Annotated in this window: 24 protein-coding genes; 9 read left to right on the top strand and 15 right to left on the bottom strand. The window is 30.9% G+C overall.

The features are described from left to right. Window positions 1–12 precede the first annotated feature (12 nt). Complete coding sequence (locus tag Q0910_RS12980; RefSeq protein WP_299217091.1) at window positions 13–1563, bottom strand: DEAD/DEAH box helicase family protein; 1551 nt, start codon at window positions 1561–1563, stop codon at window positions 13–15. 128 nt (window positions 1564–1691) lie between these two features. Beyond that, window positions 1692–2684 (bottom strand): YceI family protein, encoded by a 993-nt coding sequence (locus Q0910_RS12975; protein ID WP_299217088.1) that lies wholly within the window; start codon window positions 2682–2684, stop codon window positions 1692–1694. 133 nt (window positions 2685–2817) lie between these two features. On the opposite strand from Q0910_RS12975, the gene Q0910_RS12970 reads away from it, so the two are divergent. Then, entirely contained in the window at window positions 2818–3708 is an 891-nt protein-coding gene (locus tag Q0910_RS12970; RefSeq protein WP_299217085.1) for a winged helix-turn-helix domain-containing protein, read from the top strand. Between the two features lie 115 nt (window positions 3709–3823). On the opposite strand, the gene Q0910_RS12965 is transcribed toward Q0910_RS12970, so the two are convergent. From Q0910_RS12965 to Q0910_RS12955, 3 genes are all read right to left on the bottom strand, one after another. After that, complete coding sequence (locus Q0910_RS12965) at window positions 3824–6004, bottom strand: TonB-dependent receptor (RefSeq protein ID WP_299217082.1); 2181 nt, start codon at window positions 6002–6004, stop codon at window positions 3824–3826. A 70-nt stretch (window positions 6005–6074) separates the two neighbouring features. Then, complete coding sequence (locus tag Q0910_RS12960; protein ID WP_299217078.1) at window positions 6075–6392, bottom strand: DUF6660 family protein; 318 nt, start codon at window positions 6390–6392, stop codon at window positions 6075–6077. Window positions 6393–6607: 215 nt separating this feature from the next. Then, a complete protein-coding gene (locus tag Q0910_RS12955) occupies window positions 6608–7258 on the bottom strand; it encodes a class I SAM-dependent methyltransferase (protein ID WP_299217075.1) in 651 nt (216 codons plus the stop codon). A 192-nt stretch (window positions 7259–7450) separates the two neighbouring features. Between Q0910_RS12955 and Q0910_RS12950 the strand changes: the two genes are divergently transcribed. Continuing rightward, a complete protein-coding gene (locus Q0910_RS12950) occupies window positions 7451–8821 on the top strand; it encodes a hypothetical protein (protein WP_299217072.1) in 1371 nt (456 codons plus the stop codon). 2 nt (window positions 8822–8823) lie between these two features. Here the strand turns inward: Q0910_RS12950 and Q0910_RS12945 are convergent, their stop codons facing one another. Next, on the bottom strand, window positions 8824–10569 hold the full coding sequence (locus Q0910_RS12945; protein WP_299217069.1) for an amidohydrolase family protein: 1746 nt from the start codon (window positions 10567–10569) through the stop codon (window positions 8824–8826). A gap of 343 nt (window positions 10570–10912) precedes the next feature. On the opposite strand from Q0910_RS12945, the gene Q0910_RS12940 reads away from it, so the two are divergent. Beyond that, window positions 10913–11341: an SRPBCC domain-containing protein gene (locus Q0910_RS12940; RefSeq protein ID WP_299217066.1), complete on the top strand. Its 429-nt coding sequence runs from the start codon at window positions 10913–10915 to the stop codon at window positions 11339–11341. Next, on the top strand, window positions 11331–11651 hold the full coding sequence (locus Q0910_RS12935) for a metalloregulator ArsR/SmtB family transcription factor (protein WP_299217062.1): 321 nt from the start codon (window positions 11331–11333) through the stop codon (window positions 11649–11651). The genes Q0910_RS12940 and Q0910_RS12935 overlap by 11 nt, the downstream gene beginning before the upstream one ends. A gap of 21 nt (window positions 11652–11672) precedes the next feature. Here the strand turns inward: Q0910_RS12935 and Q0910_RS12930 are convergent, their stop codons facing one another. The 4 genes from Q0910_RS12930 to Q0910_RS12915 form a co-directional block, all read right to left on the bottom strand. Continuing rightward, window positions 11673–12041 (bottom strand): Dabb family protein, encoded by a 369-nt coding sequence (locus Q0910_RS12930; RefSeq protein ID WP_299217059.1) that lies wholly within the window; start codon window positions 12039–12041, stop codon window positions 11673–11675. Between the two features lie 215 nt (window positions 12042–12256). Then, the gene (locus tag Q0910_RS12925) at window positions 12257–12868 is read right to left on the bottom strand and encodes a hypothetical protein (RefSeq protein ID WP_299217056.1); all 612 of its coding nucleotides are present in this window, start codon (window positions 12866–12868) and stop codon (window positions 12257–12259) included. Between the two features lie 5 nt (window positions 12869–12873). Continuing rightward, entirely contained in the window at window positions 12874–13362 is a 489-nt protein-coding gene (locus tag Q0910_RS12920) for a sigma-70 family RNA polymerase sigma factor (protein WP_299217053.1), read from the bottom strand. A 416-nt stretch (window positions 13363–13778) separates the two neighbouring features. Beyond that, the gene (locus tag Q0910_RS12915; RefSeq protein ID WP_299217050.1) at window positions 13779–14423 is read right to left on the bottom strand and encodes a hypothetical protein; all 645 of its coding nucleotides are present in this window, start codon (window positions 14421–14423) and stop codon (window positions 13779–13781) included. A 197-nt stretch (window positions 14424–14620) separates the two neighbouring features. Between Q0910_RS12915 and Q0910_RS12910 the strand changes: the two genes are divergently transcribed. Further along, window positions 14621–15850, top strand: a complete 1230-nt coding sequence (locus Q0910_RS12910) for a response regulator (protein ID WP_299217047.1) — start codon at window positions 14621–14623, stop codon at window positions 15848–15850. Between the two features lie 3 nt (window positions 15851–15853). Here Q0910_RS12910 and Q0910_RS12905 read toward each other — a convergent pair whose 3' ends face one another. Further along, window positions 15854–16819 carry a M23 family metallopeptidase gene (locus tag Q0910_RS12905; RefSeq protein ID WP_299217044.1) on the bottom strand — a complete coding sequence of 322 codons (966 nt, stop codon included), beginning with the start codon at window positions 16817–16819 and terminating at the stop codon, window positions 15854–15856. 342 nt (window positions 16820–17161) lie between these two features. On the opposite strand from Q0910_RS12905, the gene Q0910_RS12900 reads away from it, so the two are divergent. Continuing rightward, window positions 17162–17995 (top strand): OmpA family protein, encoded by an 834-nt coding sequence (locus tag Q0910_RS12900; protein WP_299217040.1) that lies wholly within the window; start codon window positions 17162–17164, stop codon window positions 17993–17995. Window positions 17996–18060: 65 nt separating this feature from the next. Here the strand turns inward: Q0910_RS12900 and Q0910_RS12895 are convergent, their stop codons facing one another. Beyond that, window positions 18061–19122: an MJ1255/VC2487 family glycosyltransferase gene (locus tag Q0910_RS12895; protein ID WP_299217035.1), complete on the bottom strand. Its 1062-nt coding sequence runs from the start codon at window positions 19120–19122 to the stop codon at window positions 18061–18063. A 29-nt stretch (window positions 19123–19151) separates the two neighbouring features. Then, on the bottom strand, window positions 19152–19340 hold the full coding sequence (locus Q0910_RS12890) for a hypothetical protein (protein ID WP_299217032.1): 189 nt from the start codon (window positions 19338–19340) through the stop codon (window positions 19152–19154). 239 nt (window positions 19341–19579) lie between these two features. Between Q0910_RS12890 and Q0910_RS12885 the strand changes: the two genes are divergently transcribed. The 3 genes from Q0910_RS12885 (at window position 19580) to Q0910_RS12875 (ending at window position 21721) form a co-directional block, all read left to right on the top strand. Next, entirely contained in the window at window positions 19580–20026 is a 447-nt protein-coding gene (locus Q0910_RS12885) for a hypothetical protein (RefSeq protein ID WP_299217029.1), read from the top strand. 293 nt (window positions 20027–20319) lie between these two features. Then, window positions 20320–21156 carry a M57 family metalloprotease gene (locus Q0910_RS12880; protein WP_299217026.1) on the top strand — a complete coding sequence of 279 codons (837 nt, stop codon included), beginning with the start codon at window positions 20320–20322 and terminating at the stop codon, window positions 21154–21156. Window positions 21157–21313: 157 nt separating this feature from the next. After that, window positions 21314–21721: a DUF2541 family protein gene (locus Q0910_RS12875; RefSeq protein WP_299217023.1), complete on the top strand. Its 408-nt coding sequence runs from the start codon at window positions 21314–21316 to the stop codon at window positions 21719–21721. A gap of 81 nt (window positions 21722–21802) precedes the next feature. Here the strand turns inward: Q0910_RS12875 and Q0910_RS12870 are convergent, their stop codons facing one another. Beyond that, a complete protein-coding gene (locus Q0910_RS12870) occupies window positions 21803–23035 on the bottom strand; it encodes a class I SAM-dependent rRNA methyltransferase (RefSeq protein WP_299217021.1) in 1233 nt (410 codons plus the stop codon). A 927-nt stretch (window positions 23036–23962) separates the two neighbouring features. Beyond that, complete coding sequence (lon, locus tag Q0910_RS12865) at window positions 23963–26413, bottom strand: endopeptidase La (protein ID WP_299217019.1); 2451 nt, start codon at window positions 26411–26413, stop codon at window positions 23963–23965. Between the last annotated feature and the right edge of the window lie 75 nt (window positions 26414–26488).

Below are 26488 nucleotides of genomic sequence, written 5' to 3'. Positions count from 1 at the left end.
AACGATCATAGATTATTCAGGAGGTCTACCATGAATTTCTTCGAATTTGGTATCAAAATTTTCCCTCAAATAAGTATTCAGCTTTTTTCTGTAATCATCCTTTAACCAGGATAAAAAATTATAAGTACTTCTGCTTATACATTTAGCATAACTCTGTATCCTATGATCTATATCATCTCCTAACATCTTGGCTAAAGCTATAGCGTCATAAACATCTTCACTGTTTTCTATACAAATCTTTGCGTGTTGTGCTATGGATCGTTCTAAAACAACTTTAGAAGACTCTCCTTTTCTAACAGAATCTTTATAGGTCTCTTTAATATCAAAATACACTTCTTCAGAATTAGCAAATTCAGCTCTTAATTCTTCTGGCATTTCGTGCCTGAATTTATTCTCAATATCCTCATCATTAAGGAGTTTATCCATATAATAATCGGGAGAGTTGAATATTTTCTGCCAATCTAAATCTGCTCCCCAAGGCCCAAAACGATGATAGTTATTTCCTAGATCAATAACGTTAAATGTAGATTTATTTTTCAGAATACGAGAACCACGTCCAATCATCTGATAATACAAAGTCAATGATTTTGTTGCACGATTTAAGATAATAGTATCTACCGTAGGTTCATCAAATCCTGTAGTCAAAATACTTACAGAAGTTAAAATAGCATCAGGCGTCTCCTTAAACCATTGGAGAATCTGTTTTCTCTGTTTCTTAGTAGCCGTGTTGTCTAGGTGTGCAATAGGATATCCTGCCGATCTAAAAGTATCATATACATGTAATGAAGTGTTAATACCATTATTAAATATTAACGTCTTCTTCCCTTTAGAATGTTTTTCATAAGATTGCAATAGCTGACTAAGCATATTACTATTGGTGTATAAATCTTCTGAAGATTTTACCGTATAATCTCCATTAGATCCTACTTCCAGGGAAGTTAATCCCATATTATATGCAAATACATCTGCTCGCGCCAAAAATTCATTCTCAATTAGGGACTCTATAGTTTCACCAACAATTAACTCGTCATAATTGTCTTTCATTGGTAATTTTATATTAGAGCTTAATGGCGTAGCCGTAACTCCTAAAATAAAAGACTTTTCGAAAAATTTAAATAGCTTAGTAAATGAATTATAATGTGCCTCATCAATAATCACTAAACCGATATCAGAAATATCTAACTTACCCTCATTCAGTCTATTGTTTAAAGTTTCTACCATTGCTACAAAACAACTATATTTATCCTGATCATCCAGATTTGCTTTGCTATCCACTACTTTGTTATCAACACCAAACCCCGTAAGCATAGTAGATGTTTGTTTACACAATTCGATACGATGTGTCATCACTAACACTTTTCTATTGTGATGTTTCAGATATTGTCTTACAATCTCAGAAAAAATAACTGTTTTTCCACCTCCTGTTGGCAATTGATATAACAAGTGGTAATCTTCACGAGCATCTTCAAAACTTTTGAAAATCTTATTAATCGCTCCTTTTTGATAGCTATATAAATCCTTACCTGTTTTTTTTTCTTGTAATTCTGTTGTGGTATCCGACATATTTTCTGATTTCTAGGGCTGCAAAACTACTTCCTTTTATGCATTTTTGCAGAATTTTTATCATAAAATATGTTATTTTTTTCTACAATTTGTTTGCTAATGAATAAAATCAGATACTGAAAGGTTATTTATTCTGTTAATAAAGTCGCTTCAAACTGTATTTCATCCGAGATCAAATCATCACCTAAACCATTAAAAATACTACCAGATTTGTAATGTATATTCCATCTTGTCCTATCAATTACAAATTTTGATGTAAAGATCAATTTCTTATCATTATAAGTCAAAAGAGCATTAAATTCTATAGGTTGTTTTACATCTTTTATTGTCAAATCCCCCGTTACCAAAATATTAGAATCATCCAGATATTTTATTACAAGTATCGAAAGTCTAGAAACGGGATATTTTTCTACATCAAAAAAATCTTCATTTTTCAGATGATCTACTAACATCTCACTATATCCACCATCTATATTTGCAATGGTATTCATATCAATTACAAAAGTTCCGCCAATAATTTTGCTGTCTTTTAAATGAAATTCTCCGCTATCAAAAGCTACAGATCCATAATGTCCATCACTTTGCAGTTTATTAAATCCTTCCCATCTTAAATTACTATTTTCTTTATCTATTTTTAAAATGTTTCCTTGAGTAATTTTTGGAACAGGTTTCTTTTGTACAATATCGATCAATTCTATATCATACAACAATGTAGAATCTGGATGAGGAAATGTTGCATTTCCCATTCTTTTGCTCAATAAAGGCGGAACAATAAGTTTACGAATCTCTCCTTTTTGCATACCTAACAGTCCTTCATCAACTCCATCTATAACCTGATTACCTCCTACCAGAATTTTAATAGGTTTCGGTCTATCTTTAGAAGTGTATACTATAAATTCATTAGTGTATTTTGTAGTTTCATGAATAAGGACTTCTTGTCCCTTCACAACTGCAGGGCCTGAACCGGGTTTTACTATTTTATATTGAAGTCCTGAGGCTGTACTCGTAAAGTCCGTTTTACTCGAACACCCAAAAAACACCATAAGTACAAGCATGCTTATGTATATTTTAACAATATTGGTATTCAATTTATTAAGTTGAATTCTTACATTAGTTTTCATCTATTATAATATTTTTAAATTTTAGTTGAGACGAAAATAATCCAACCCCTATCCTACAATGCTAAATCAATTGTAAAAAAGTGTATAGCAATTGTAAATTTTTAGTTATTTGTAAATAAGAAACATTTTTAACGTGAAGAATAAATTCAAAATACTAATAACCGCTATCATCTTATTGATGAGTATAATGACGATTCATAGTTTTTCTCCAAAAGAAGATTTGTTTTATGCAGAAAAGATTAAAGTAGCCTTAAGAGCTGTTGGAAACAAGTTATTATTAAAAAATAATGACTCTACATCTTTAGTATTACCGATAAAAGAGATTTCTGATTATAAATTTGAGTTATCTTTTCAGCAAGAATTAACAATTAATCCAGAAGATTTAGTAGCAATTATTGATGCTGAATTAAAAAAAACAGACCTCCCTGACAATTATATTACAGAGGTGATTCATTGTGAGACAAAAGAAGTATCCTATAGCTATGAAATATTAGGCCCTGTAAAAGAAATTGAAATTTCATGCTTAGGCAGAAAACTTCCTGTAAGTTGTTATACTATCCAGGTTATTATGTTCAAAGAAGAAACTACTTCTTTATATGGCGAAATGGGTAATATGTACACCTTTTCTTTATTAGTATTGCTTATTATTATAATTACTAGTACTACCCTATTCAAAAAGAAACATCGAGAAAACAATCCAATAGTTTCATCAAACCAAATCGTTCTGGGTACACTTATATTTTATCCAGATCAGCAGAAGTTAAACAAAGATCAAACTGAAATTTCATTGACAGCTAAAGAAAGTGAGTTACTAGCTATTTTTGCGCATTATCCTAACCAGATTGTTAAGAGAGAACAGCTTATCAAACAAGTCTGGGAAGATAATGGTGTTGTTGTAGGTAGAAGTCTGGATATGTTTATTTCTAAACTACGAAAAAAACTCGGTAAAGATTCGGAGGTCAAAATTGTAAACGTTCACGGTGTCGGTTATAGACTAGAAATAGCTAACAATAATAAGCTATAATCTTTATTGACATTAAGATATAATGGTACTAAAACGAAAGTTTAGATTAGTTTAGGAGCTCGAAACTTGTAGGATACCTTGTTATAAAGAAACAAGGCATCCTTTATTATATGAATTAATGATGTTCTTTTTGCCCAAAGGGTTTTATAATAACACCCGCACTAAGAATAAATCCATCTGTAGGGGCATAAATTTCGGTAAATGTAGGATCATTAGTTGGAGGTAATACCAATGGAGAGAATCTACTTTGCCTTCTATCCGTAAAATTCTCGAAATTTACAAAAATTGTTCCCCAACTAAAATTACGCATTCCTAATAACCCCATTAAAACAAAATCCGTAGTTTCTATTCCATTAGATAGTAATTGCTTACCTATATAATAGGTTTCAAAACCTATTCTCCATGTTTTATTTTCATACATCACTACACTTCCTGCGTTATGCCTTGCTGTTAAGGGCTTTTGCGGATTACCATTAAGGTAATTTAAACGAGTGTCAATAAACGCATAATTAAGAAACCATCTAAAATCCTTATAACTAAATTTAATATTGGTCTCCGCTCCTTTACTAACAATATCATCCTGTGCATTTTCAAATTCAAAAAAACCGGTATTGGTATCCGTTAACAATAAACCATCCTGAATTGCTGTCATATAAAATAATTGATTTATAGAAAAACTAATCCCATCAGTTAAGTAGGTATCATAATTAAAATCCAGATTTACGCCATAAGAACGTTCTATGTCTAAACCATCTTTATCGATAGCCAATACATTATTGAAATTAATAAATTCAGCTTCTTCAGTAAAAATATCTGGAATTTTATACCCTAAACCTCCTCCTATTCTACTTGAAAACGAATTGTTCGCTTTGAAGAGAAGTGATATTTTTGGTAAAGGAAAAAATCCCCAGTCTTTAGCATAATCTGCTCTAAAACCTGTCTCTACTATCCAGTTATCAGTAATGTCGAAGATATTATTTATAAACAATCCAGCCGTGATATCGCTTTGATCGCGTTCTAAAATAGTGGATTCCTCATCAAAATCTACAGTATATAAATTTGCGCCTAAAGTCCAATCAGCTCTTACACCCTGCTTATTATAGGCTATTTCTGTAAACGAATTGAACTGATTCCCTTTAAAATTTAGGCTTGGAACAGTAAGGTCACGATTAAAATAGGCAAAACTATTTTTTATGTTTAATGATCGTACAGAATCTATTTCAGTTGTATAAACTGCCTGAGTACTCAAACGTTTAGAAATATTCTCTTCTGTGTATAAATTATTATTATCATTATTTTCTATTCCATTCGTATCACCTCCTATCCTATCATCATATGTTCCATTAACACCAAACCAAAACGTGGTTTTTTCTGATGGATAATAAAATATTTTAGGATTAATCGAGACAGATTTTGTTCGTGGTAAATTACTAAACCCATCATCTTCTGGATCAAATTCCTTTTGATAATGACCTGACCCATATAGCGTAACACCAAATTTATTATTTCGTTTACTATAAAAAACATTAGTTGTTGTACCCAATGCGTGTGTTTGTGTAAGCATAATATCCAGATCAGGCTCTTCTTCAGGAGTTTTAGAGATCATATTTACCAGTCCAGCAATGGCACCTCCACCATAGAGTGTAGAGGAGCTTCCTTTTATGATTTCGAATTGTTTTATATCCAAAGGAGGTATCTGCATAATACTCAAACCGCTAGAAAATCCTCCATATAGAGGAAATCCATCTCTTAATAGCTGCGTATATCGCCCATCCAGTCCTTGAATTCTAATATTGGAATTTCCACTACTTAAAGATGTTTGCTGCATCTGTATCCCTGTACTTTCTCTCAATACCATGGAAATATTAGTAGCATTCATAGCATTTTTCTCTCCTAACTCTTCTGCTCCTATAAACTCGATTCTAGTAGGAATTCTTTTGATGATTCTGGTACTTCGATTGGACTGTAAAACTACTTCTTCTAAAGATTCTCCTTCTTCTTTTAGTTTTATAACCAATACTTCTTTATACGGAACCTTTATTGATTTTTTAACTGATTCAAAACCTAAAAATGATATCGTAAAATCATAAATTCCCGACGGAATTTCATTAATAGTTGCCATACCATCAAGATCCGTCACAGATCCTTTTTCTATTTGTGGTGAGTAGATAGTAGCTCCAACAAGAGGCTCGCTATTAGATTCTGATAGTACCTTTATTTTTAAGGTACTTGTTTGTGCATTAGCATATGCACATAGTAATATAGAGAGCATTATGCTCCATAATATATTTTTCATTCTAAATTTTAGTTTTTTTAATTCTCCAAATTTGATCTATGGCCAATTTTTGCATAAGCCAACTGAGTTTCTAGCTAATTTCCTGAGGTGGTTGCCATATATTGGGAAAGAAATAAAAAGTATAGTCTGATTGATAGATACAATCATCTTTAGAAATGATAACGGTTCTTATAGCTACATTAAATTGTTTCAACAACTCATGCGTAATTGTTACTCCACAACAAGCACATATACATATTGAAGTACAAGAGTCATCGGTATCCTGAGAATGATCATGTTCGTCAGTACATGATACTCCTTCTTGATGTTCTGGATTAAATGCATCGGAACAAGGTATAAGTGCCAAGCCTAATATAAAAAAAGATAATATGATTGTAAAAAACTTCATTTCATTTACAAATATAAATGAAATCTAATGCAATGGAGTTGCTAAACTCTATAAATTATAATGTGCGCAAACTCTTTTTAAAACCAAATTTGCTTCTTACACTATTTTTTTTTTTGCAAATCAATAGAGTGAATATTATGAGAAGTTAAATAAATAGTTTTTCTAACTTTCATTGTAAATTCTATATATTCAGAAATAAAGAATTCGAATATTCATTACTTATTTGTCCCTACTAAAATCCATATTTGTTTATCCTCCTCTTTTTTCCATCTACCAAAGTCTTCAATTTCCTTTTTTATTGTAAATCCTGCTGTTTCTAATTCTTCTTTCACATAATGCATAGCTAATGTATGAGCCTCCATTTGCTCATCTCTGGACTTATTTAGCATATGTTCCTTAAATTTTTCTATGAGTACAATGTTGCCTGTTGGTTTCAAAGCCTTTTTAACGTGTGCTAATATTTCTTTATAATCATCCATTTCATGATACGTATCCAAAATGACCACAACGTCTAAGGAATTATCGGGTAGTTTTGGATCGTCATAATCTCCTAAAATAGTTTTTACATTTTTAATCTTTCGTTTCTTCAGGTGCTCATCCAGTTTCTCTAATCTATCTTCTCTAACATCGACTGCTAAGACTTTTCCGGATGCTCCAACTACCTTAGCCATATGAATCGATAAATACCCTTCATGGCAGCCTATATCCGCAACTTTACTGCCTGGTTTGATTTCTGCTATCTCAAATATCTCTGACACTTTCATCCAAGTATCTCTTTCCTTCCAATCATTCTCTTTATATTGAGCCTGTCCTAAATTAATTTCAATCAAAATTAATAACATCAGAAATTTATTTTGCAATTCCATACACCTTATATTTTGTATTTATACTGATTATGTGATGGTTAACGGAATCAAAATACAGCTTAAATCAACTTTAAATACTTAATTTATGAAAAGTTTATATTTTATTTACATTTAAAAATTAATATTCATCTAAATTCTATGTAAGATTACGATGTATTCTTATTCTAATGTAATTAGGTAATGATTCCGTATATGAAAAATAAACTTTTTGCAGCTTTTAAAGTATATATATTCACCTGGCTAATAAGTCTAATTCTGTTTGTTATCGGTGCAGTATCGGCTGGCCTTACTTTTTTAGAATCTTTACAGTATTTTTCGAAGACGTTAACAAGATTAAAGTTTGTTTTTGCAATTCATATCTTGTTTATAATACTTTATTTATTATTTCTAGTTTTCAGATATTTTATTCGAATACAAAAAAAGAAAGGTTTTACAGTGATGATAAAGCATTTCTCTTTAAGATTGTTTACTCCTGCATTGGTTCTATTTGGAATTTTTAAATTTATTATCATCAAAAATAGTTCAGAAGACTTTCAGTATAACTGGATTCCATCCATAGAAAACAATAGTGGTATCTCTAATGATTTATACCAAATTGACGGAAAACATCGCGGAATGACTGTATTTGGTTGGAATTATAATGACAATAATAAAGCAGCTATTGATGACCTAGTTCGATCTAATATAGAATGGGTGGCGGTTGTTCCGTTTTTAGATCAGGAAGATGAGGAAACCTTAGAAATGAGAATTCCAAAAAAAGTTGGTCAATGGTCTCGAAGAGACAGTATATTTATAAATACAATCACAGAGCTTAAGGATAGAAACATTCATATAATGCTAAAACCACACCTTTGGTTAAGTTCTGGATGGAGATCTAATGTAAAACAACCCTCTTCTGCTGATTGGGATACTTGGTTTGAATCTTACCGTAAAAATATGCTACACTATGCAACAATGGCTACTAAAACCAATGTAGAGCTACTTTGTATTGGAACAGAATTGAAAAGTTCTCTAATGTCTCAACCAGAAAAATGGAAGGCTCTAATCAAAGAAATTAAGACTATCTATAAAGGAAAACTTACGTATGCAGCAAATTGGGATGGTGAATATGAATTAATCGATTTTTGGAATGAACTGGATTATATAGGAATCCAAGCTTACTTTCCTTTAACCGAAGGTTCAAATCCAGATTTAAATACTGTAAAAAACGGTTGGAATACACATGTTGAAATGCTAGAATTGCTATCAAGAAAACATAACAAACCAATATTATTTACAGAAATAGGATATAAAAGTGAAGCATCGGCAACTATCAAACCTTGGGAATGGGGATCTTCTCTGAGTATTTTATCCAAACAAAAATCTGATAAAACCCAGCAAATAGCTTATCAGGCACTTTATGAAACATTGTGGAATAAAGATTGGTTTGCAGGAACATATATCTGGCAATGGAATACCAGATCAAATAAGGAAAATACACCTACTAATTTAGATTTTTCTCCTAGATTTAAACCAGCCGAAAACACTATCGCTAAATGGTATGCTACCGATAACTCGGATTAAAATCAAGATAGAAACTCAGCAGGATTATCACGTGCAATGATATCAAACTCTTCTACTGTTAAGTTACCGGTTGTCGTAGCAACCAAATTCTTCTCTGCCGAATGATTTCTTACCACATAAAAATCAGTCCCAAACAAAACTTTCTTTCCTAACTTAGGATGATTGATGGTTTGTCGTAATAATGGGAAAATCTGTTCATCATGAAGTATATAACTGATATCTGCATATACATTATCGTGCTGTAACATCATACTGCAAATGATTGAATACCAATCTACGTACTTCCAGCAATCCTCTAGTTTTTTCCAACTTATATTCTCTTGGTCAGTTTTGGTATATAAAAATTCTATTCCGTGATCAGGATGTTTAAGCAGATCATTACTATATCCATATCTATCGAATTCAAGGAAACGATTCCATTGATCTTCTCCTCCAAAATGGGCAAAACATATTTTTAGTTTAGAAAGATCATAGGTCAATTTTGTATCCAAATCTTTAAACCCGAATAACTCTTTTGTTTCATCACCGCATGTACTTACATATATCCTAAGCAACTCTTCTTTTAATAATATCAAGTAATTTAATGGATGTGTAAAGTTTAGGGAGAAATCTTTATTTTTTATTTGTGGTAATAATAGAGGTCCATAAGCTGGAGGTTCTAATCTAATTGTCTCTTTAAAAACAGGATGCTCATCCCATTCTTTTTTCTTTATACCTCTATAAAATATAGTCCCCTTGATGCAATGTGTCATAATAGGAATACCTCGATCAGCGGCATACTTCCATAATGGTAATAGCGCTTCATCAAAAGGATAATACCCCAATGCAGGATAAATCTTAAATCCATCAAATTTTTTGTCTTCTATATACTCTTTTATAAAACAATCCTGAAGTGTTACTTTTCCTTTATCAAATGTAAATTTAAGATGGTCTTCTTCTTCTCGTATTCTTCTAGGCTCTGCAAATACAAACGGAAGTATTTCATCTTTATGTTTTCCTCTTTCTTTAATATCAGCAATTTCCAGCATTTGATGTTTATATGAAAAATTAGGATCTAATTTACCTGCTCCCATATATTCCATATCCATCGGTAATACAATAAATTTAGAATGAGGAGGATACTGTGTTTTCATTACTGAAAAAATTCTTGTTTGATGTTCATATAGTGTAAAACGTCCCAAAAGTAAATATCTACCAAACAAATCTTTTGTCATTTTTCCTGGTAAAATGGAAAAGAACTTTAATGTTTTACGAAGAATAAACCATATTAAATTTCTACCACTTTTAAAAAACAACACCAATATTGTAACAAGTGTAATCTTAATTAAAACATTTTTTATTGAATATAAAAGATATATAGATTCCAACCATTCCTTCAATAGTAATCCGTATTTGATAACATCGTTATTTTCAGGACTAAAAACAAGAGATAACCATTCAAAAACGATAAACAACACGTGGTACGTTATAATAAACCCTATAAGCGACAAAACACCATTCAATAATCTATTTCGCTGAAGCTTAATTCTTCTGATTACTTTATTTCGTTTTTTTTCTACGTAAGGATCCTGGTATTTTCGGTTATTATCTTTTACACTACGCTTATACAGTTTTAATATCAGCGGAGTATTAAGCAAACGATAAAATGGCCAGGGAACAAAAGTTTTCGCAAGATAAGGAGGTACATGTTCTCCTTTAAAAATATGAGCGTGGCAGTTTATGATTGGTTTCTTGTTAGGCGATGACATATGGTTGATGGTTGATGGTTTAGTTATTTTAGGTTATTAGTTATTTAAAGATTTTGGAAAAAGATTTAGACATTGTTAATACTGCTAGGAGAAATCTAACTTTCCAAAATTTAAAACAAAAAATGGGGAAATAAACTGACGATTGAGGATTATGAAAATACTAAGAAATATTCACTTAAAAAAATCAATACTAGATTATAACTAACGAAGCTTCTTACCTATGTACACTAAATGTTAAAAACGATATTACACCTCTATTACGCAACTTTTTAGTTGCTTATTTAAAAATATTAATTATATTTGCAACCATATAGTTGCATTATTAATATAAATTCACATACAAATGAAAGATCTTATCACTAAAGAACACGTTTTTAAACATTCAATCGACAAAATTTGGGATGCTATTTCTAAAGCTGAAGAAATATCTACTTGGTTTATACCAGCAGATTTTAAAGCCGAGGTTGGTTATAAATACACCTTTAACTCACCCGATAAGGAGAATTGTACACAAATTACGGGCACCGTAAAACAAGCGAATCCATATACACTTATTTATACCTGGATGGTAGCCGATACCAATGTTGAGACTACTGTTACGTGGAAATTAGAAAAAATTGAAGGAGGAACCAAATTATATCTAGAACACTCAGGTATTTCTAATTATCCGGGAGATACTGCTGTAACAATGTTCAATAGTTTTAATGGTGGATGGGATAATTGTATCACTGAACTAGCCGGATATTTAACAAAAGAAGTACATGCAGGATAAAATCACCAAAATACTGAAGGCAATCGCAGATCCCACTAGAAGGGAGATATTTCATGCATTGGTTGTGGCAGCCACCGCGCTACCTATTACTCAGATCTCCAGTCAGTTTGATATGAGCCGTCAGGGAGTGACCAAACATCTAAAAACGCTGGAAGATGCTGGTTTAGTGCAAATCAATTCTAAAGGACGAGAACGATTTTGTTTTGCCGACACCAAACCTCTAAAAGAAGTTAATCAATGGTTGAAGTTCTATGAGCAATTCTGGGATGACGCTATCGATAATCTAGGCACTTATCTTGATCAGAAATGATAGATATAACGATTAATAGTTTTAATCTAAACCTATAGCGTCATATATCTGTACTTTATTCCACAAAGAAGAGGCCTCTTTAATAAATAAAAGATGTGCTTCTTCTTTTTGGTATAAATCCTGTTCCTCTTTAGAAGAAAAAGTAACTACGATTGCATAGGTATATGAATTGTCGACTACTTCCCTATCGGTGCCTGCTGGTGTTCCTACAAAATTAGTTTTTGCATATTTTGATGTTTTTAGAAACTTATACAATGACTCTTCGAAAAGCTTTCTATCTTCTTTGTTTTCAGGGTTATTAAGCCAAATATAAACTGTATGCACAAAGTTTTTATTAAACTGATTATCATTTGATTTAGCGTCTTCACACGAAATAATTGCGAAAAGCATTACGCAACTAAAAATTAAATATTGAAATTTTCTATTAATATTAAGTCTGAAATTCATTTTATAAATATCGTTGGTTATTTCTTAAAAGTACAAAAAACATTGTATTTTTCTTTTTAAATCAAAGGGTAGAATTTCATAAACCCGATAAAGTATAAATTTGAAAAAAAAACCAGAATCAATGCTAGACTCTGGTTTTTTAAAAACATGCTTAAAAATTATTCTTCCGTTTCTAGATCTTTTAATATACTTTCTGCTTCATTTATATTATTGCTGTAACATTTTCGCACCCATTTGGTAAAAAAGACAAAAAAGGCAATTCCTATAGGAATGAAAATAATCAAAGGCCAAATATTCTTTATACCTGTAAACATATCCTTTCCACCCATAATTTTAGAGGTTACAGGTAATATCAAAAAGATTAATAAAAAACTTAAATAATAAGAGATCTTCTGAAGTGATTGAAACTGTTTTTTATTTTTAGTATACTTGATTAAAGTATCCTTATAACTATTTTTATAAAAATTAATTCCACTCATTTTATTAATAGAGCGCAAGGATAATATTGGTAAAACCAATAAGATGATAGCCGATGAAACACCAAATAATATGTTATACCATGTTTCTAATTTAGAGATATTAAAGAAAATCAATATTGCTACACTAAAGCAAATAATTGTACCTAATATTTCTGGATATGCTATTCTATTCCATTTTTTTCTGTACTGTTCCTGTGTCATCATAATTATCATTTTATCAGTTAACTTTTTTTGTTTTTCTAATTGGCCACTTATCTCAGACCATACTTCTTGCATTTCTTCTAGTTCCATAGCCCTTATTTTTTTACTATTTGAGTTTTCAACTTTTGTTTAATTCTAGATATTCTAGTTCCCACATTGGATGGAGTCAATCCTGTAATCAAAGCGATTTCTTCATACTTCTTTCCTTCTAAAAGCAATAGAATCAACCCCTTCTCCAGATCATTAAGCATCTTAATATGAGCATATAAGATTCTTAATTTCTCCTCGAACTCTGTATTATAGTTTTCTGTTTGTTTTAATACTACTTGATCGATGCCTACCCTACTACCCTTTCTTTTTTCTTTCTTTAGTCGTGTGATGGCTGTATTTAGCGCTACACGATACATCCAGGTACTTATTTTAGAATCTCCTCTAAACGTATCATAGGCTTTCCATAATTGGTACACGATTTCCTGATATAAATCTTGTTGATCCTCTGATCGATCTGTATACACAGTGGTTATTTTAAAAATAACACCTTCATTATCTTTTATGATTCGAGTAAACTCCTCTTCTTTACTCATATTGAGTTTGTTTTTTCTTATTAGTATATGATGTATTTAAAAAATCACATAATATTTCAAAAAAAATAAATATTATGAAATCATTACTAATTAACGTGTGAAAAAAGTATCAAAAAAGATGAAGTAAACCTAAAAGATACATTTACTATAAACCTGAGTTCGACGTAAGAAAATCTGCGTCAGTGAGTGATCTGTCTCAGGCGGATTGTATCGAAGACAAGTAAATTATCAGGTAAAAGCCTAATTTCGATACAATTTTTCTCCGTTTCACTATGAAAAACCACTCAATCTGACGGCTTTTTAAAACTAAATTCTTACATCGAGTTCACCTTATAAAGATTAGCGAAGAATTAATTAAAGATAAAAATTCGAAAAATAAGAAACGTGAATTTGAAAAGATTTAGGATAGGAAGATATTACTCTTTAACGACTATAATTGTGGCTTTTACTCCAGTAGTCAGATTCCATTCGTTAGCAGTAACTATATTTCCCTGATCATCATGTAATTGAAACTCTGCAGTATTGGGACCAGAGGTTCCCTGATTTAAGGCTTGTATATCTATTTTATTAAATCCTTTAACAAGGTTAATCTTAAATCCCTTGAAAACAGCGTCTAAGTATACATTAGACTTAATCACATCATCATTAATAAAAATCCTGACTAAATCACCATCTACAGACTGATGATCTCTATAAATAAGATAGACATACTCTGAAGTACTTTTAAAATCTCCCAGATATTGATCAGACTTATATTCTTCTTTTATTTCTTTATCCTTTTGAAAGTGCTTAGGAACAACTTTAAAACTTGGTTGTAAAAGACCATTGTTTCCTGTCATGTCAAAAGGTTTCTGTGTTCTGTTAAATCGAACTGAGTCTTTTGGATTATTATATAAGGTAAAATTATTTTTGGGCTTAGTTAAACCAGAAGAAAGACTGTATTTACTAGTACTTAAATTACTATTCTCATCAACTTTTAAAGAAGATAAAGGTTTTTCTATTTGTGCATTCATAGAAATCACAAAAAAAACTGCTAATATTGATACAACTGTAGATTTCATCCTCATTATTCCTTTATCCATATAGTCGCTAAAGATAATCAATCCCTTACTTTTTTTTATTATTACTAATCAAAAACTCAACCAAACTAGCTATTTATTAAGTTAAAAACACAAAAAAACTCTATTTACCAAAAAAATACGGTTTCAAACTTGTAAGATAAATCCGATATCTCTTATTTTGTCATAAAATATTTCAAATGATTTATTACATCGTCGGAATTCTACTTGTCTTAGGGATTATTTATTTAGGTTATCGATGTTTTGCATTGAGTAACCAACTCAATAACAAGAACAATGAGTTGAATTCTTTACTTAATTCTACCGAAAAGAAAGCTCAAATCAATCAAGAATTTATTTCTTCTCTTAGCCAGGAATTAAGAATACCATTATACGGAATTATGGGTTTAACGAATATTCTGGTTAATGAACACCCGGAATTGGAAAGTAATAAGAACCTTAAATCATTAAAATTTTCCGGAGACTACTTATTAACGCTCATTAACAATGTTCTTCAGATTAATGTTTTAGAATCCGAAGAAATTACACCCATCAAAAAGCCTTTTAACCTAAAGGAGTTAACTCAAAACATCATAAATTCTTTTAGTTATGCGATTGAAAATAGTGACAACTCATTAGATCTAGAGTTTGATCCTGATTTACCTGAAATACTAAATGGCAATCCCGCTATTCTTTCTCAGGTATTAATGAATCTCATTAGTAATGCTCTTAGGTTTACTAGGAATGGAAATGTTCTTTTCTCAGTTCATCTTATCAATAAAAAAGGGAATGTTAATCATATTTCGTTTAAGGTAACACATGATGGAAATGAAGTCTCCGAAGAAGATGAAAAATCTATATATCAAGAGTTTATAGGTATTGAAAATGTTAAAAAATCATATCTAGGAACTAGTGTTAATTCTACTATAGTTAAAAGACTTGCTAAATCTTTAAATGGCGAAATCATATTGCAAAATAATTCTCAGGCCGGATCTGAATATGCTTTTGTTGTAGATCTGGAAACAATCAACCCTAACGATAAAGCTAGTCAAATAACAGGTAGTGGTGATAAGCAAAAAGTGCTAATCGTTGATGATAATAAATTGAATTTGTTGGTTGCAGATAAAATTCTTTCCAAAGAAAATTTTGAATGCACTACTATAGACAACGGTTTTGATGCTATAGAGTTGGCAAAAGATAATTCTTATGATATTATTCTTATGGATATCAATATGCCAAAACTTAACGGCATAGGTACTACAAAAAGAATTAGAGAATTTGATGATAAAACTCCTGTCATTGCATTAACTGCAGTTGATGTCACTCAGTTAAATAGACAGATTATGCGAGCTGGTTTAAATGACTATATATTAAAACCTTACGATAAAAATATTTTATTAGAAATGATACACAAGCACGTAAGAAATTAGCAACTAGTAAATTACTATTTCCTGTCCTACATTAAGAACCGAGTTGTATCTAATTTCATTTATTTTACATATTTCGGATACTTCGATATCGTGTTTTCTTGCTATCCCATGTAAAGTGTCTCCTCTCTTAACTATATATACACTTTTAGTAGGTGTTTCATTTGTGATTTCTTCAATATTTGTTTGAACCACAATTTTACTTTTTCTAGTAGACCGGTGTGATCTTGGGGACATCCATTTTTTGGTTACTGCAATATCTTTGGATCTAACTTTGGTCTCTTGATTAAACTCGAAAAGATACTCAGGATGTATACTTTTACCCTTATATCTTACTTCTAAGTGAAGATGACTACCTCTGGCATTACCTGATACGCCTCCTTTACCAATAATTTGACCTTTTTCTACTGTATCATTTTCTTCTACCAAATATTTAGAGAGATGTGCATAAACAGTTTCTAAACCATTATCGTGACGAATTACAACAGTTCTTCCGTGACCTCCATGACGTCTGGCATATCGAACTTTTCCGCTAAGCAATGTTCTTACATTATCACCGGTTTTAAGATCTATATCGATTCCCTGATGCGGTCTACCTCTCCTCCAACCATATCTAGAAGTAACAACCATTTTATGTTCTACGGGTGATGAGAAAACTTCATCCTCAAAATGTAATACGAAAGGATTTATCGATTTTTTTAGCCAAAAAACATTAAACACCGTATTACTCCAGTCTTCCTCATACACAGAGCTAAAATCTTTGGACTCAAGTATCTTATCGGAATTAATCCTGGCAATGATACTTTCTTGATTCACCTTATATATTGGTAAGTATGTAATGGCGCCATCTAATACTATCGTCTTATACCCCAACAATAACTTATCATCTTTATTTCCAACTAGTTGTGCAGATATATTTATAGATACAACACAAACTAAAATTCCCAATAGGAATAATTTTCTTTTATTCAAAAACATGAACTTTCAAAAATTTTTAAATTTAAAGTAAAATTGATTCAGGATATTTTGTTTTATAATAAGACGATGCATTTTTAATATCGTTACAACCATAAAAAAAATTAATTTCGAATAAGAATTTTTCAATCATACCAGAAAAAATATTAAAGTATTATTATTCAGTTTGTTAATGATAACCGAGCGATAAATTTACCGTAAAAATAGTACGGTATACTAATTTTAACAATTTTTTTTAACAATTTTTAAGAATTCGATATGAAAAGTTTAGTAGGTGAAAATATAATAAAACGCACAACAAGTAGTTTTAGTTACGTATAAAAGATTAATTAAATAACCATGAAAAAAGTATTCACACTAATCGTATTATCGGGAGCTTTAATGACTACCTCTTGCGTATCTAAAAAGAAGTATCTAGCGCTAGAGACTGATTTAAATAATACCCGAAGTACGTTACAGAAAACCACTGTAGAAAAGGAAGAATTAGAATCTAAATTTGCGAAAATCGAAGCTAGAGTGGCGGATTATAATTCGAAAATTAATTCATTAAGAGAATCTAATGATGAGAAAATGGTAATGGTTGATAACCTTGCCGTAATTTCAAACAACACTAAAGAGAGGATGAAAGAAACATTAGCTCAAGTAGATCCAGAAAAGCTTCAGGGAGCTAGAACCCTTGAAGATTCTATGAATCTTGCTGTTTCTCATAATCTAAAAAGTTCTTTAGATGACAGTTTGAAAGAAGATGAAGATATTTCTATCGATATAGACAATACGGTAGTTATGATTTCCATATCCGATAAAATGTTATTTAACAGCGGAAGCTATAGAGTAAGTAACAAAGCGAATGATGTTTTAGAAAAACTAGCGCAGGTAATTAATTCTGAGCCTAGTCTTGATGTTATGATCGAAGGTCATACTGATCCGAGAACAATTAGCACTCCTGCATTAGAAGATAACTGGGATTTAAGTGTTAAAAGAGCAACTTCTATAACTAGATTATTACAGAAGAAGTATAATGTAGATCCTGCTAAGTTAATAGCATCAGGAAGAAGTAGCTACCAACCTTTAGTTGAAAATGATACTGAAGAAAATATGGCTATTAATAGACGTACAAGAATCGTATTATTACCAAATTTAGACAAATTCTTTGCGATGTTATCATCGAATTAAGATAAGATAACTTCTAACAAAAAGGGATGAGTACTTAGACTCATCCCTTTTTTTGTCTTCGATAATTATTTTTTTTTCGTAAAACTTATCAATTCATTGTCTAATATATTAAATAACAAACTATTATCCTTCTGTTGGTATTCCTTTATCTTCTTTTGAAATTTCGGCAGGTTATTCAAAAAATCCTGTATTCCATCCAATTCAAAATCTTTAAGCATTTTTCCATATTCCAATTTTTCTATATAAGCGCTATTTAGATATTGTTCAAATTGATTTTTAATGGGAACAGTACAGATAGGCTTATTCAAGAACAATGCTTCACTTATAAACGAATATCCTCCATTACAGAAAACGGCTTTAGCAGTTCTAAAATTATCAATAAATTCAGTCTCACTAAATTTCTTCAACGATACATTCCTATGAACTTGTTCTTTATTAAAACCGTATAACAAGAAATTCTCCTCAGGAAGCTTGTTTAAAAGGTTTATTATTGTTTTTTCACTATTAGACGATTGATAAATTAATATATGATTCTTTATCTCTCGCTTAGCATTCAGAATTTCTTTTCTAATTATTGGCGGAATTAAACTACTATTCTTCTTCTTTACTTTAGTATTAAAAAAAGAGGATATCAAATATTGATTGCAATTCGGAAGTTTTGCTTTTACCACCGCTTTTGCAATCTTGTAATTCAATTTTTCTGACTCAGGTATCTTGACATCTATTTTACCACGATCAATGATCTGCATATTATCTATACTTATTATAGGAATCCTATGATACTTAGCATATAAATATGTAAAGGATTCAAAATCGGATATGACGATATCTGGTTTAAAATCATCATGGAGATCTTTGTGTTTTTTTAAATTTGTTATTAGGTTTTCCGGTGCGTTCTTTATTATATCCACGGATGTTTTAGATCTAGACACTACTCCATCTTTATATGAAAAATGAAATCCTTTTATTTCATACGTCTGATCCGGAAATACTTTCTGAAGAAATTGATATGCCCGATCACTAGATACAATTCTTATTTCGTGATTTTTAGCTAAATGGGTAAGAATTACTTTTGCTCTTGTTGCATGTCCCATTCCCTCTCCAGGAACTCCATATAATATTTTCAAACTAAGTAATTATAATTATAAAACAGGTATTAACCTATATATGTATTTACACTGGTAGTTAATTTACAAGAACTATGAAGCATTTGCTTAAATTTCAATGCTAAATGTTCATCATTAAACTTCATCGCTTCACTGATACTATTAGATAAAATCAATTCTCCTATAAGATATTCTACAAAATAGGTTTGATCATCAGTTAATAACACATATTCAGTCATATTATATCCTCGTTTTCAAGCTAGAATATGTTTTTAATTATAAATATTAAAAACCATTCCTCTATATTATCAAGTTTCAAATTTACTTTATATGATTACTGCTTTTATTAGTGGGTCTTGTATGTTATCAAATTCTTATTCACAATCACTCCCAAAGAAATTATAAAGCCATTTCAAAACAAACGAATCTCACAAAATTTTTGTAACTTATTAATGTTCAAAACTTAAATTACACAATCATGAAAATATTTGTATTAATTCTCCTCGGCTTATTTTCTACCACTGCAATAGACAACACTTATGTTAATACCCCAATTGATGTCTATAACCTTGAGGGCGTGTGGGAACTACAGCATCAATTCTTATATGAAGACAACCATATTTCTGATACTATTTTTAATACCAATGGATATCGGCAAGTAAAAATGTATAGTAAAGGAAAAGTAATGTGGACCCGATTTGATCCTACTGATAGCAATGAATGGTTTGGATATGGATCTTTTACGATCAAAGGTAACATACTAGAAGAAAGACTAGAATATGCTTCAGGTCCAATGATGAAAATTGTAGATACCACTCAAGTTTTTAAATTTGAACTCGTCATGGATAAAAATTCTTATCAGCAAATCACCGTTGACGAAAAAGGACATCACACACAGTCCGAAAATTATATTAAAGTTGAATGACTCATTGATTCTTTTCACTAAAATTTGCCATTAGAAACTTATAATTTTCCATTCTTTTCTTGTTCCAATTAAAAAATAAAGGGGATTAACCCAATGATAAGGGTTTTACACCCCTTTTTCTACTTATTATTTCGTCTTACTTTTGAAAACAATAAAAAAATGTATAGTTCTATACATTAATTATGTTCCTATTCTAAAACTATTTCTATTACTGCCTTTATTGAAAGGTTAGTGACAGAATATCCCTCCTTAGTAAACAGTATTGATAATTAACCATAACTAAATATATTACAATGAAAAAAATTAAATTACTTGCACTTTGCGCAATTATCCTGGCAATTACATTCTCTTGTCAAAAAAAAGAAGTTACTGAAGAAGTACAGGGAATTGTTCAAGAACCCACTAAAGAACAGCTTGATAAATTATTCAGTATGGGGATAAACATTGATGATGTTTCCATAGAAGACATTACCAATTTAGATGGAAAAACTTATAAATACCTTGTGTCTGGAGATATTTTGGTTCCTGTATCGGACTTGAACTCATACCCAGCATTAAAACCTTTGGATGGTGGAGACAAACAATATAGAGATGTAAACATAGTATCTCCTGTTAATAGAGACATTGATATTCTTGGGTATACTGGTGGTAGTTTTGCGTTAACTTCAAAAATGCAAACGGCACTAAGCTGGGCAGTTAACAATTATAATGCGCTACCTAATACACTTAATTTCAATCTAACATTTGGCACAAACTTCGGTCCAGCAGACATTGTAGTTTATAAAGTAAACAATGCTGCTGCTGGTGGAAGCGCAGGCTTTCCTAATGCTCAAGGTGAACCATACAAATGGATAAGAATAAATTCTGGAACAGATGCATTTACTACCAATGTTAATGAACATGTAATAGGTCATGAAATTGGTCATTGTCTTGGACTAAGACATCAAGACTGGTATAATCGTCAAAGTTGTGGTTATACAGGTCCATTACCTGCAGAACCACCTGCTATCTGGATTCCTGGTACACCCATTTCGGCATTTGCAGATTCTTTAATGCTAGCATGTTTTGGTCCTAATGAAGATGGTGAATTTACAGATACGGATAAAACAGCTTTAAACATATTATATTAAATAGTAAAACTTAATCAAATTATTCAAAACCACATACAATCAATGTATGTGGTTTTTCTTTATCCAAAAATTCACTTTAAAAATAACTAAAAAGTATTTATGATTAAACCTTTTTTAGTTTATCAAGTCTTATTACAAAACATTAAAACACTGTACTATGAAAAATATAGAAATACAAAAAATAGCATTACCATTCTTAATCATTATCTTTTTAGTAGGAAGTAGCTTTACATCCTACATTGCAAAATGGGAACATTTAGGTTCTAGAACCGTAAACTATAAGATAGATCGTGATGTCATAAAAGTAACTGCTCTAGACGGTGTATTTAAAAAGTTAAAAGTAAAAGTTACTAATGGTTCATTAAACATGCATAGAATTGTGGTAGAATATGGTAATGGTGAAAAGCAAGTTATTCAAGTTAGAAAAAAAATTAAAAAAGGTGGAGCAACAAGACTTATTGATCTAAAAGGTAATAAACGAATTATAAGAGATATTACTTTTTTCTATGATACTAAAAACCTATCTAGAAATCGTGCAAAAATTCACGTTTTTGGAAAGCATTAATAAAAATATAATAATCTGAGTCAATATTGATTAAAGTACATCATACGTAAATGAATTACACTTCAAATTGGCTCAGATTTATTATTTATATACTTTATTCTGGTCTAGTTGATAATATCCACATTTCAGATATGCACCTTCCGGAAAAGTGATAGGATGATCAATATCGTGATATGTTTTATCCAATAGTTTAAACCTTCTTCCAGCATTAGAAATATTTTCTTCACAAATTTCAAAAAACTCTTCTGCTACTACTCTTGATGAACAGGAAGCTAAAACTAAAATCCCTTGAGTTTTCACCAATTGTGCTCCAAGCTTAGCTAATCTGGCATAACTATTTTTGGCTTTAATAATTTCACTTTCTCTTTTCGCAAAAGATGGTGGATCAATCACCACAATATCAAATTTCTTTTTCTGAAGAATTAACCCCTGCAAACCTTCAAAAGCATCTGCAACCATAATATTATGATTTCCAGAATGTTTATTTAAAGAAGCATTATCTTTCGCCATTTCTAATGCTTGCTTACTAATATCCAAGCTTATAACTTCTTTTGCTTCACCAGCTAAAGCATGAATAGAAAATCCACCAGCATATGAGAACACATCTAATACTGTTTTTCCTTTAGATAGATCCCCTACTCGTTTACGATTATGTCGATGATCCAGAAAGTATCCCGTTTTATGTCCTTTAATCACATTAGCAGAAAATAGGACGCCATGTTCCTTAAAAACAACCACTTCATTTTCCAGATTTCCATAAATTACCTTGCCATCCTCTAAGTTATATGTTTCTCCTACGTTTTGTAAAGATCTGCTTAATCTAACCACACCTGTTTTGCAGCAAGATTGCTTAATTAAATGAGGAATTATCCAATTAAGGTATGGAAACCAAATATGAGAATATAATTTTATGACCAAAACTGTATCATAAACATCCGCTATAAAACCAGGCATTTGATCATTCTCACCAAACAATAGTCTATAGCTATTAGTATCAGTTTTTAGTAAAGGCTTCCTTACAGCATAAGCTTCTTGTATTCTATTACTAAACCAGTCACTATTAATCTGTGCTGCTTTTTTAAACTGGATAAGTTTAATCCTGATCGGAGAGTGTGGATCATATAACCCTATAGCCAATATTGTATTCTTTTTATGATCGTATATAATAGCTAAGTCACCGGCATTTCCTTTTGTATTTTGCTTAAGAATACTGTTTTCAAAAATCCAAGGATGTCCCCTCTTCACCATCTTTTCTGCAGAAGGCTTGAGCTTTATAGCTAATCTTTGGGTCTTTATATCGGATACTATATTCATAGTATGCAAGATTAATGATATTTTTTAGCTTATAGGAATATATAATAAAAAAAACGGGATTGCTTTTAACAATCCCGTCTACCAAAACTTTTTAGAAAGTGAACTTATTATCAAAGACACTCATTACGCTTTTCCATAAGTTCAAGATCTAACTTTAGATTTAAGAGATTTTTCATGTGTAATATACTCGTTGGTCAAAGAAAACATGAGTTTCAAAATAAAGTCTGGTTTATAAGTTAAAAGTAAGACATTTAAACAACTTATAGCTGTGTGTAAACCTCAAAAAAAGTGAAAGAAAATGGTAGATTTACCGCTAAAATAAGAAAAGCGCTCATCCCAAGTAGTATCAGGATAAACGCTCAAAAAAATATTGTTCGAACTTGTAATTATTAGTAAAGTAAATCTCGTTTTTTGATTTCCGGTTAAAACATAATACTCTATTTTAAAAAGCACTCATCCTAAGATGTATCAGGATGAACCCCCTTTTTAGTATCAATTCAACTTTTCCTGATCTAGTAAAAGATATCGTTGATTTCTCTACTGTTTACATCTATATGACGAACGTTGATAAATTTTGTTACACTTTTTTTCTGTTTTTTTTATAAGTAATTATCTAAAAACTAGAAACATGCAATAAAATCAATAGATTCAAGCGCTTAAGTATCTAAAAAAAATAAAACATAAATTGAGGTATTGATCTTAATTATTAGATTCATATATACAATAAAGTATACTAGTTATATCACTTAGATCCATATTCTATTTTAAAATTAAAAAAAAGATCTGTTGGATTTTTAAAACCCAACAGATCATCTAGATAATACGTTAGCTACGGATAATTTCTCAGTATTTATTCTGAAAAAACCAAATAAACGTTTTCCTATTTTAATTTAAAAATTTGTAATAAAACTATAATCAATCAATTGACTATAGTTTTTTAGCATTTTTAACCTTGCTTTTAGTCAATGCTAATTCTAATACTTCACTCATTTCTTTTACGTAATGAAATTTCAATCCTTTAAGATATTCCGATTTTATTTCTTCGATATCTCTTTTATTATCTTCACAAAGTAAAATTTCTTTGATATGGGCTCTTTTTGCAGCTAGAATTTTTTCTTTTATTCCTCCCACTGGCAATACTTTACCTCTTAGTGTAATCTCTCCAGTCATTGCGATGCTCTTTTTCACCTTTCTTTGTGTGAATAAAGATACTAATGAAGTTAACATCGTTATACCCGCACTTGGTCCATCTTTGGGAGTTGCTCCTTCTGGAACATGAATATGAACATTATAATTACTAAAAATATCCTGATTAATTCCCAGTATGTCTGCATTTGCCTTAATATATTCCATAGCAATAGTGGCAGATTCTTTCATCACTTTACCTAAATTTCCGGTAATTGTAAGATTTCCTTTTCCTTTAGAAAGAATGGATTCTATAAACAAAATATCACCTCCTACGCTCGTCCAAGCTAAACCTGTAACTACACCTGCTACTTCATTGTTTTCATATTTGTCTCGCTCTAATCTAGGAACTCCAAGTACTTCTAAAACATCTTCATTGCTAACCTTAACATTGTATAAATCTTCCATTGCAATGTTCTTAGCAGCATATCGCACCATTTTAGCTATCTGCTTTTCTAAGCCTCTTACCCCTGATTCTCTAGTATAACCTTCTACAATCTTTTCTAATTGAGCTTTCCCTATTTTAAGATGTGACTTATCCAATCCATGTTCTACCAACTGTTTTGGAAGTAAATGTTGTTTTGCTATTTCTACTTTTTCTTCAATCGTATATCCAGTTACATTAATAATCTCCATACGATCACGTAATGCAGGTTGTATTGTATTAAGACTATTAGAAGTAGCTATAAACATCACTTTAGAAAGATCAAATCCCATTTCAAGGAAATTGTCATGAAACTCCGAGTTTTGTTCTGGATCTAAAACTTCTAATAATGCAGAAGAAGGGTCTCCTTGATTTCCAACAGAGAGTTTATCTATTTCATCTAGAACAAATACTGGATTACTAGTTCCTGCTTTTTTAAGACTCTGAACAATTCTACCTGGCATTGCACCGATATACGTTTTTCTATGCCCCCTAATCTCGGCCTCGTCTCGCAACCCTCCTAATGAAATACGAACATATTCTCTACCCAATGCTTCTGCAATGGATTTTCCTAAAGAAGTTTTACCAACTCCTGGAGGTCCATACAAACATAATATCGGAGATTTCATATCATTACGAAGTTTTAGCACTGCTAAATACTCGATGATACGTTTTTTTACTTCATCTAATCCATAATGATCGCGATCAAGAATTTTCTTTGCGCGTTTAAGATCAAATTTATCCTGACTAAACTCATTCCAAGGCAAATCTAGAAATAGATCAAGATAATTTCTCTGAATAGAGTATTCCGCTACCTGCGGATTCATACGACGCATTTTGGACAATTCTTTATCAAAATGTTTCTTTACATTTTCATCCCACTTCTTATCCTTACTGCGCGCCTGCATCTCTTCTATTTCATCTTCATGAGATACTCCACCAAGCTCTTCCTGAATAGTTTTCATCTGTTGATGAAGAAAATACTCTCGCTGTTGTTGGCTCATATCATGCTGCACCTTGTTTTGAATATCATTTCTAAGTTCCAATTTCTGAAACTCTAGATTCATATACTTCAGTGTAGCGAGCGCTCTATCTTTTATGCTATCTATTTCTAGTATTTTTTGTTTCTCATCAACCGGTAAATTAAGATTAGAAGAAACAAAATTGATCAAAAAGGAATTACTTTCTATATTCTTTATAGCAAAAGATGCTTCAGAAGGAATATTCGGGCTTTCTTTAATAATCTCTAATGCTAATTCTTTTATAGAATCAATGATTGTATTAAATTCTTGATTCTCTTTAGAAGGCCTATTTTCCTTTACTTCTACTACTCGCGCTCTTATGTAAGGATCTTCTTCTAAGATTTCATCAATCTTAAATCTTTTTTTCCCTTGTAAAATAACTGTAGTATTTCCGTCAGGCATCTTAAGAACCCTTAAGATTCTAGCCACTACTCCTACTTTATTTATATCTTTTGATGTAGGGTTTTCCACATCTTCTTCTTTTTGAGAAACTACACCAATAGTTTTATTACCATTATTAGCTTCGTTAAGAAGTTTAATCGATTTATCACGCCCAGCAGTAATCGGAATTACAACACCAGGAAACAACACCGTATTTCTTAGTGGTAATATAGGAAGTGTATCGGGTAAGTCTTCTTTATCTATTTCCTCTTCATCTTCAGGAGTCATTAAAGGTATTAATTCTGCATCTTCATTTATTCCTTGTAATGACAAACTGTCAAGAGTTGTTAATTTGGATTTCGTCATAAGTATATATCAAAGTCATTTTGTCATTAAGTCAAAACAACATTCTTTAAAAATTTAATAAAACTGATTTTAGAA

It is taken from the genome of uncultured Aquimarina sp. (assembly GCF_947495315.1).
Taxonomy (GTDB): Bacteria; Bacteroidota; Bacteroidia; order Flavobacteriales; family Flavobacteriaceae; genus Aquimarina.
Note: the sequence above shows the minus strand (reverse complement) of the source record. Positions and strands in the feature narration are given on the sequence as shown.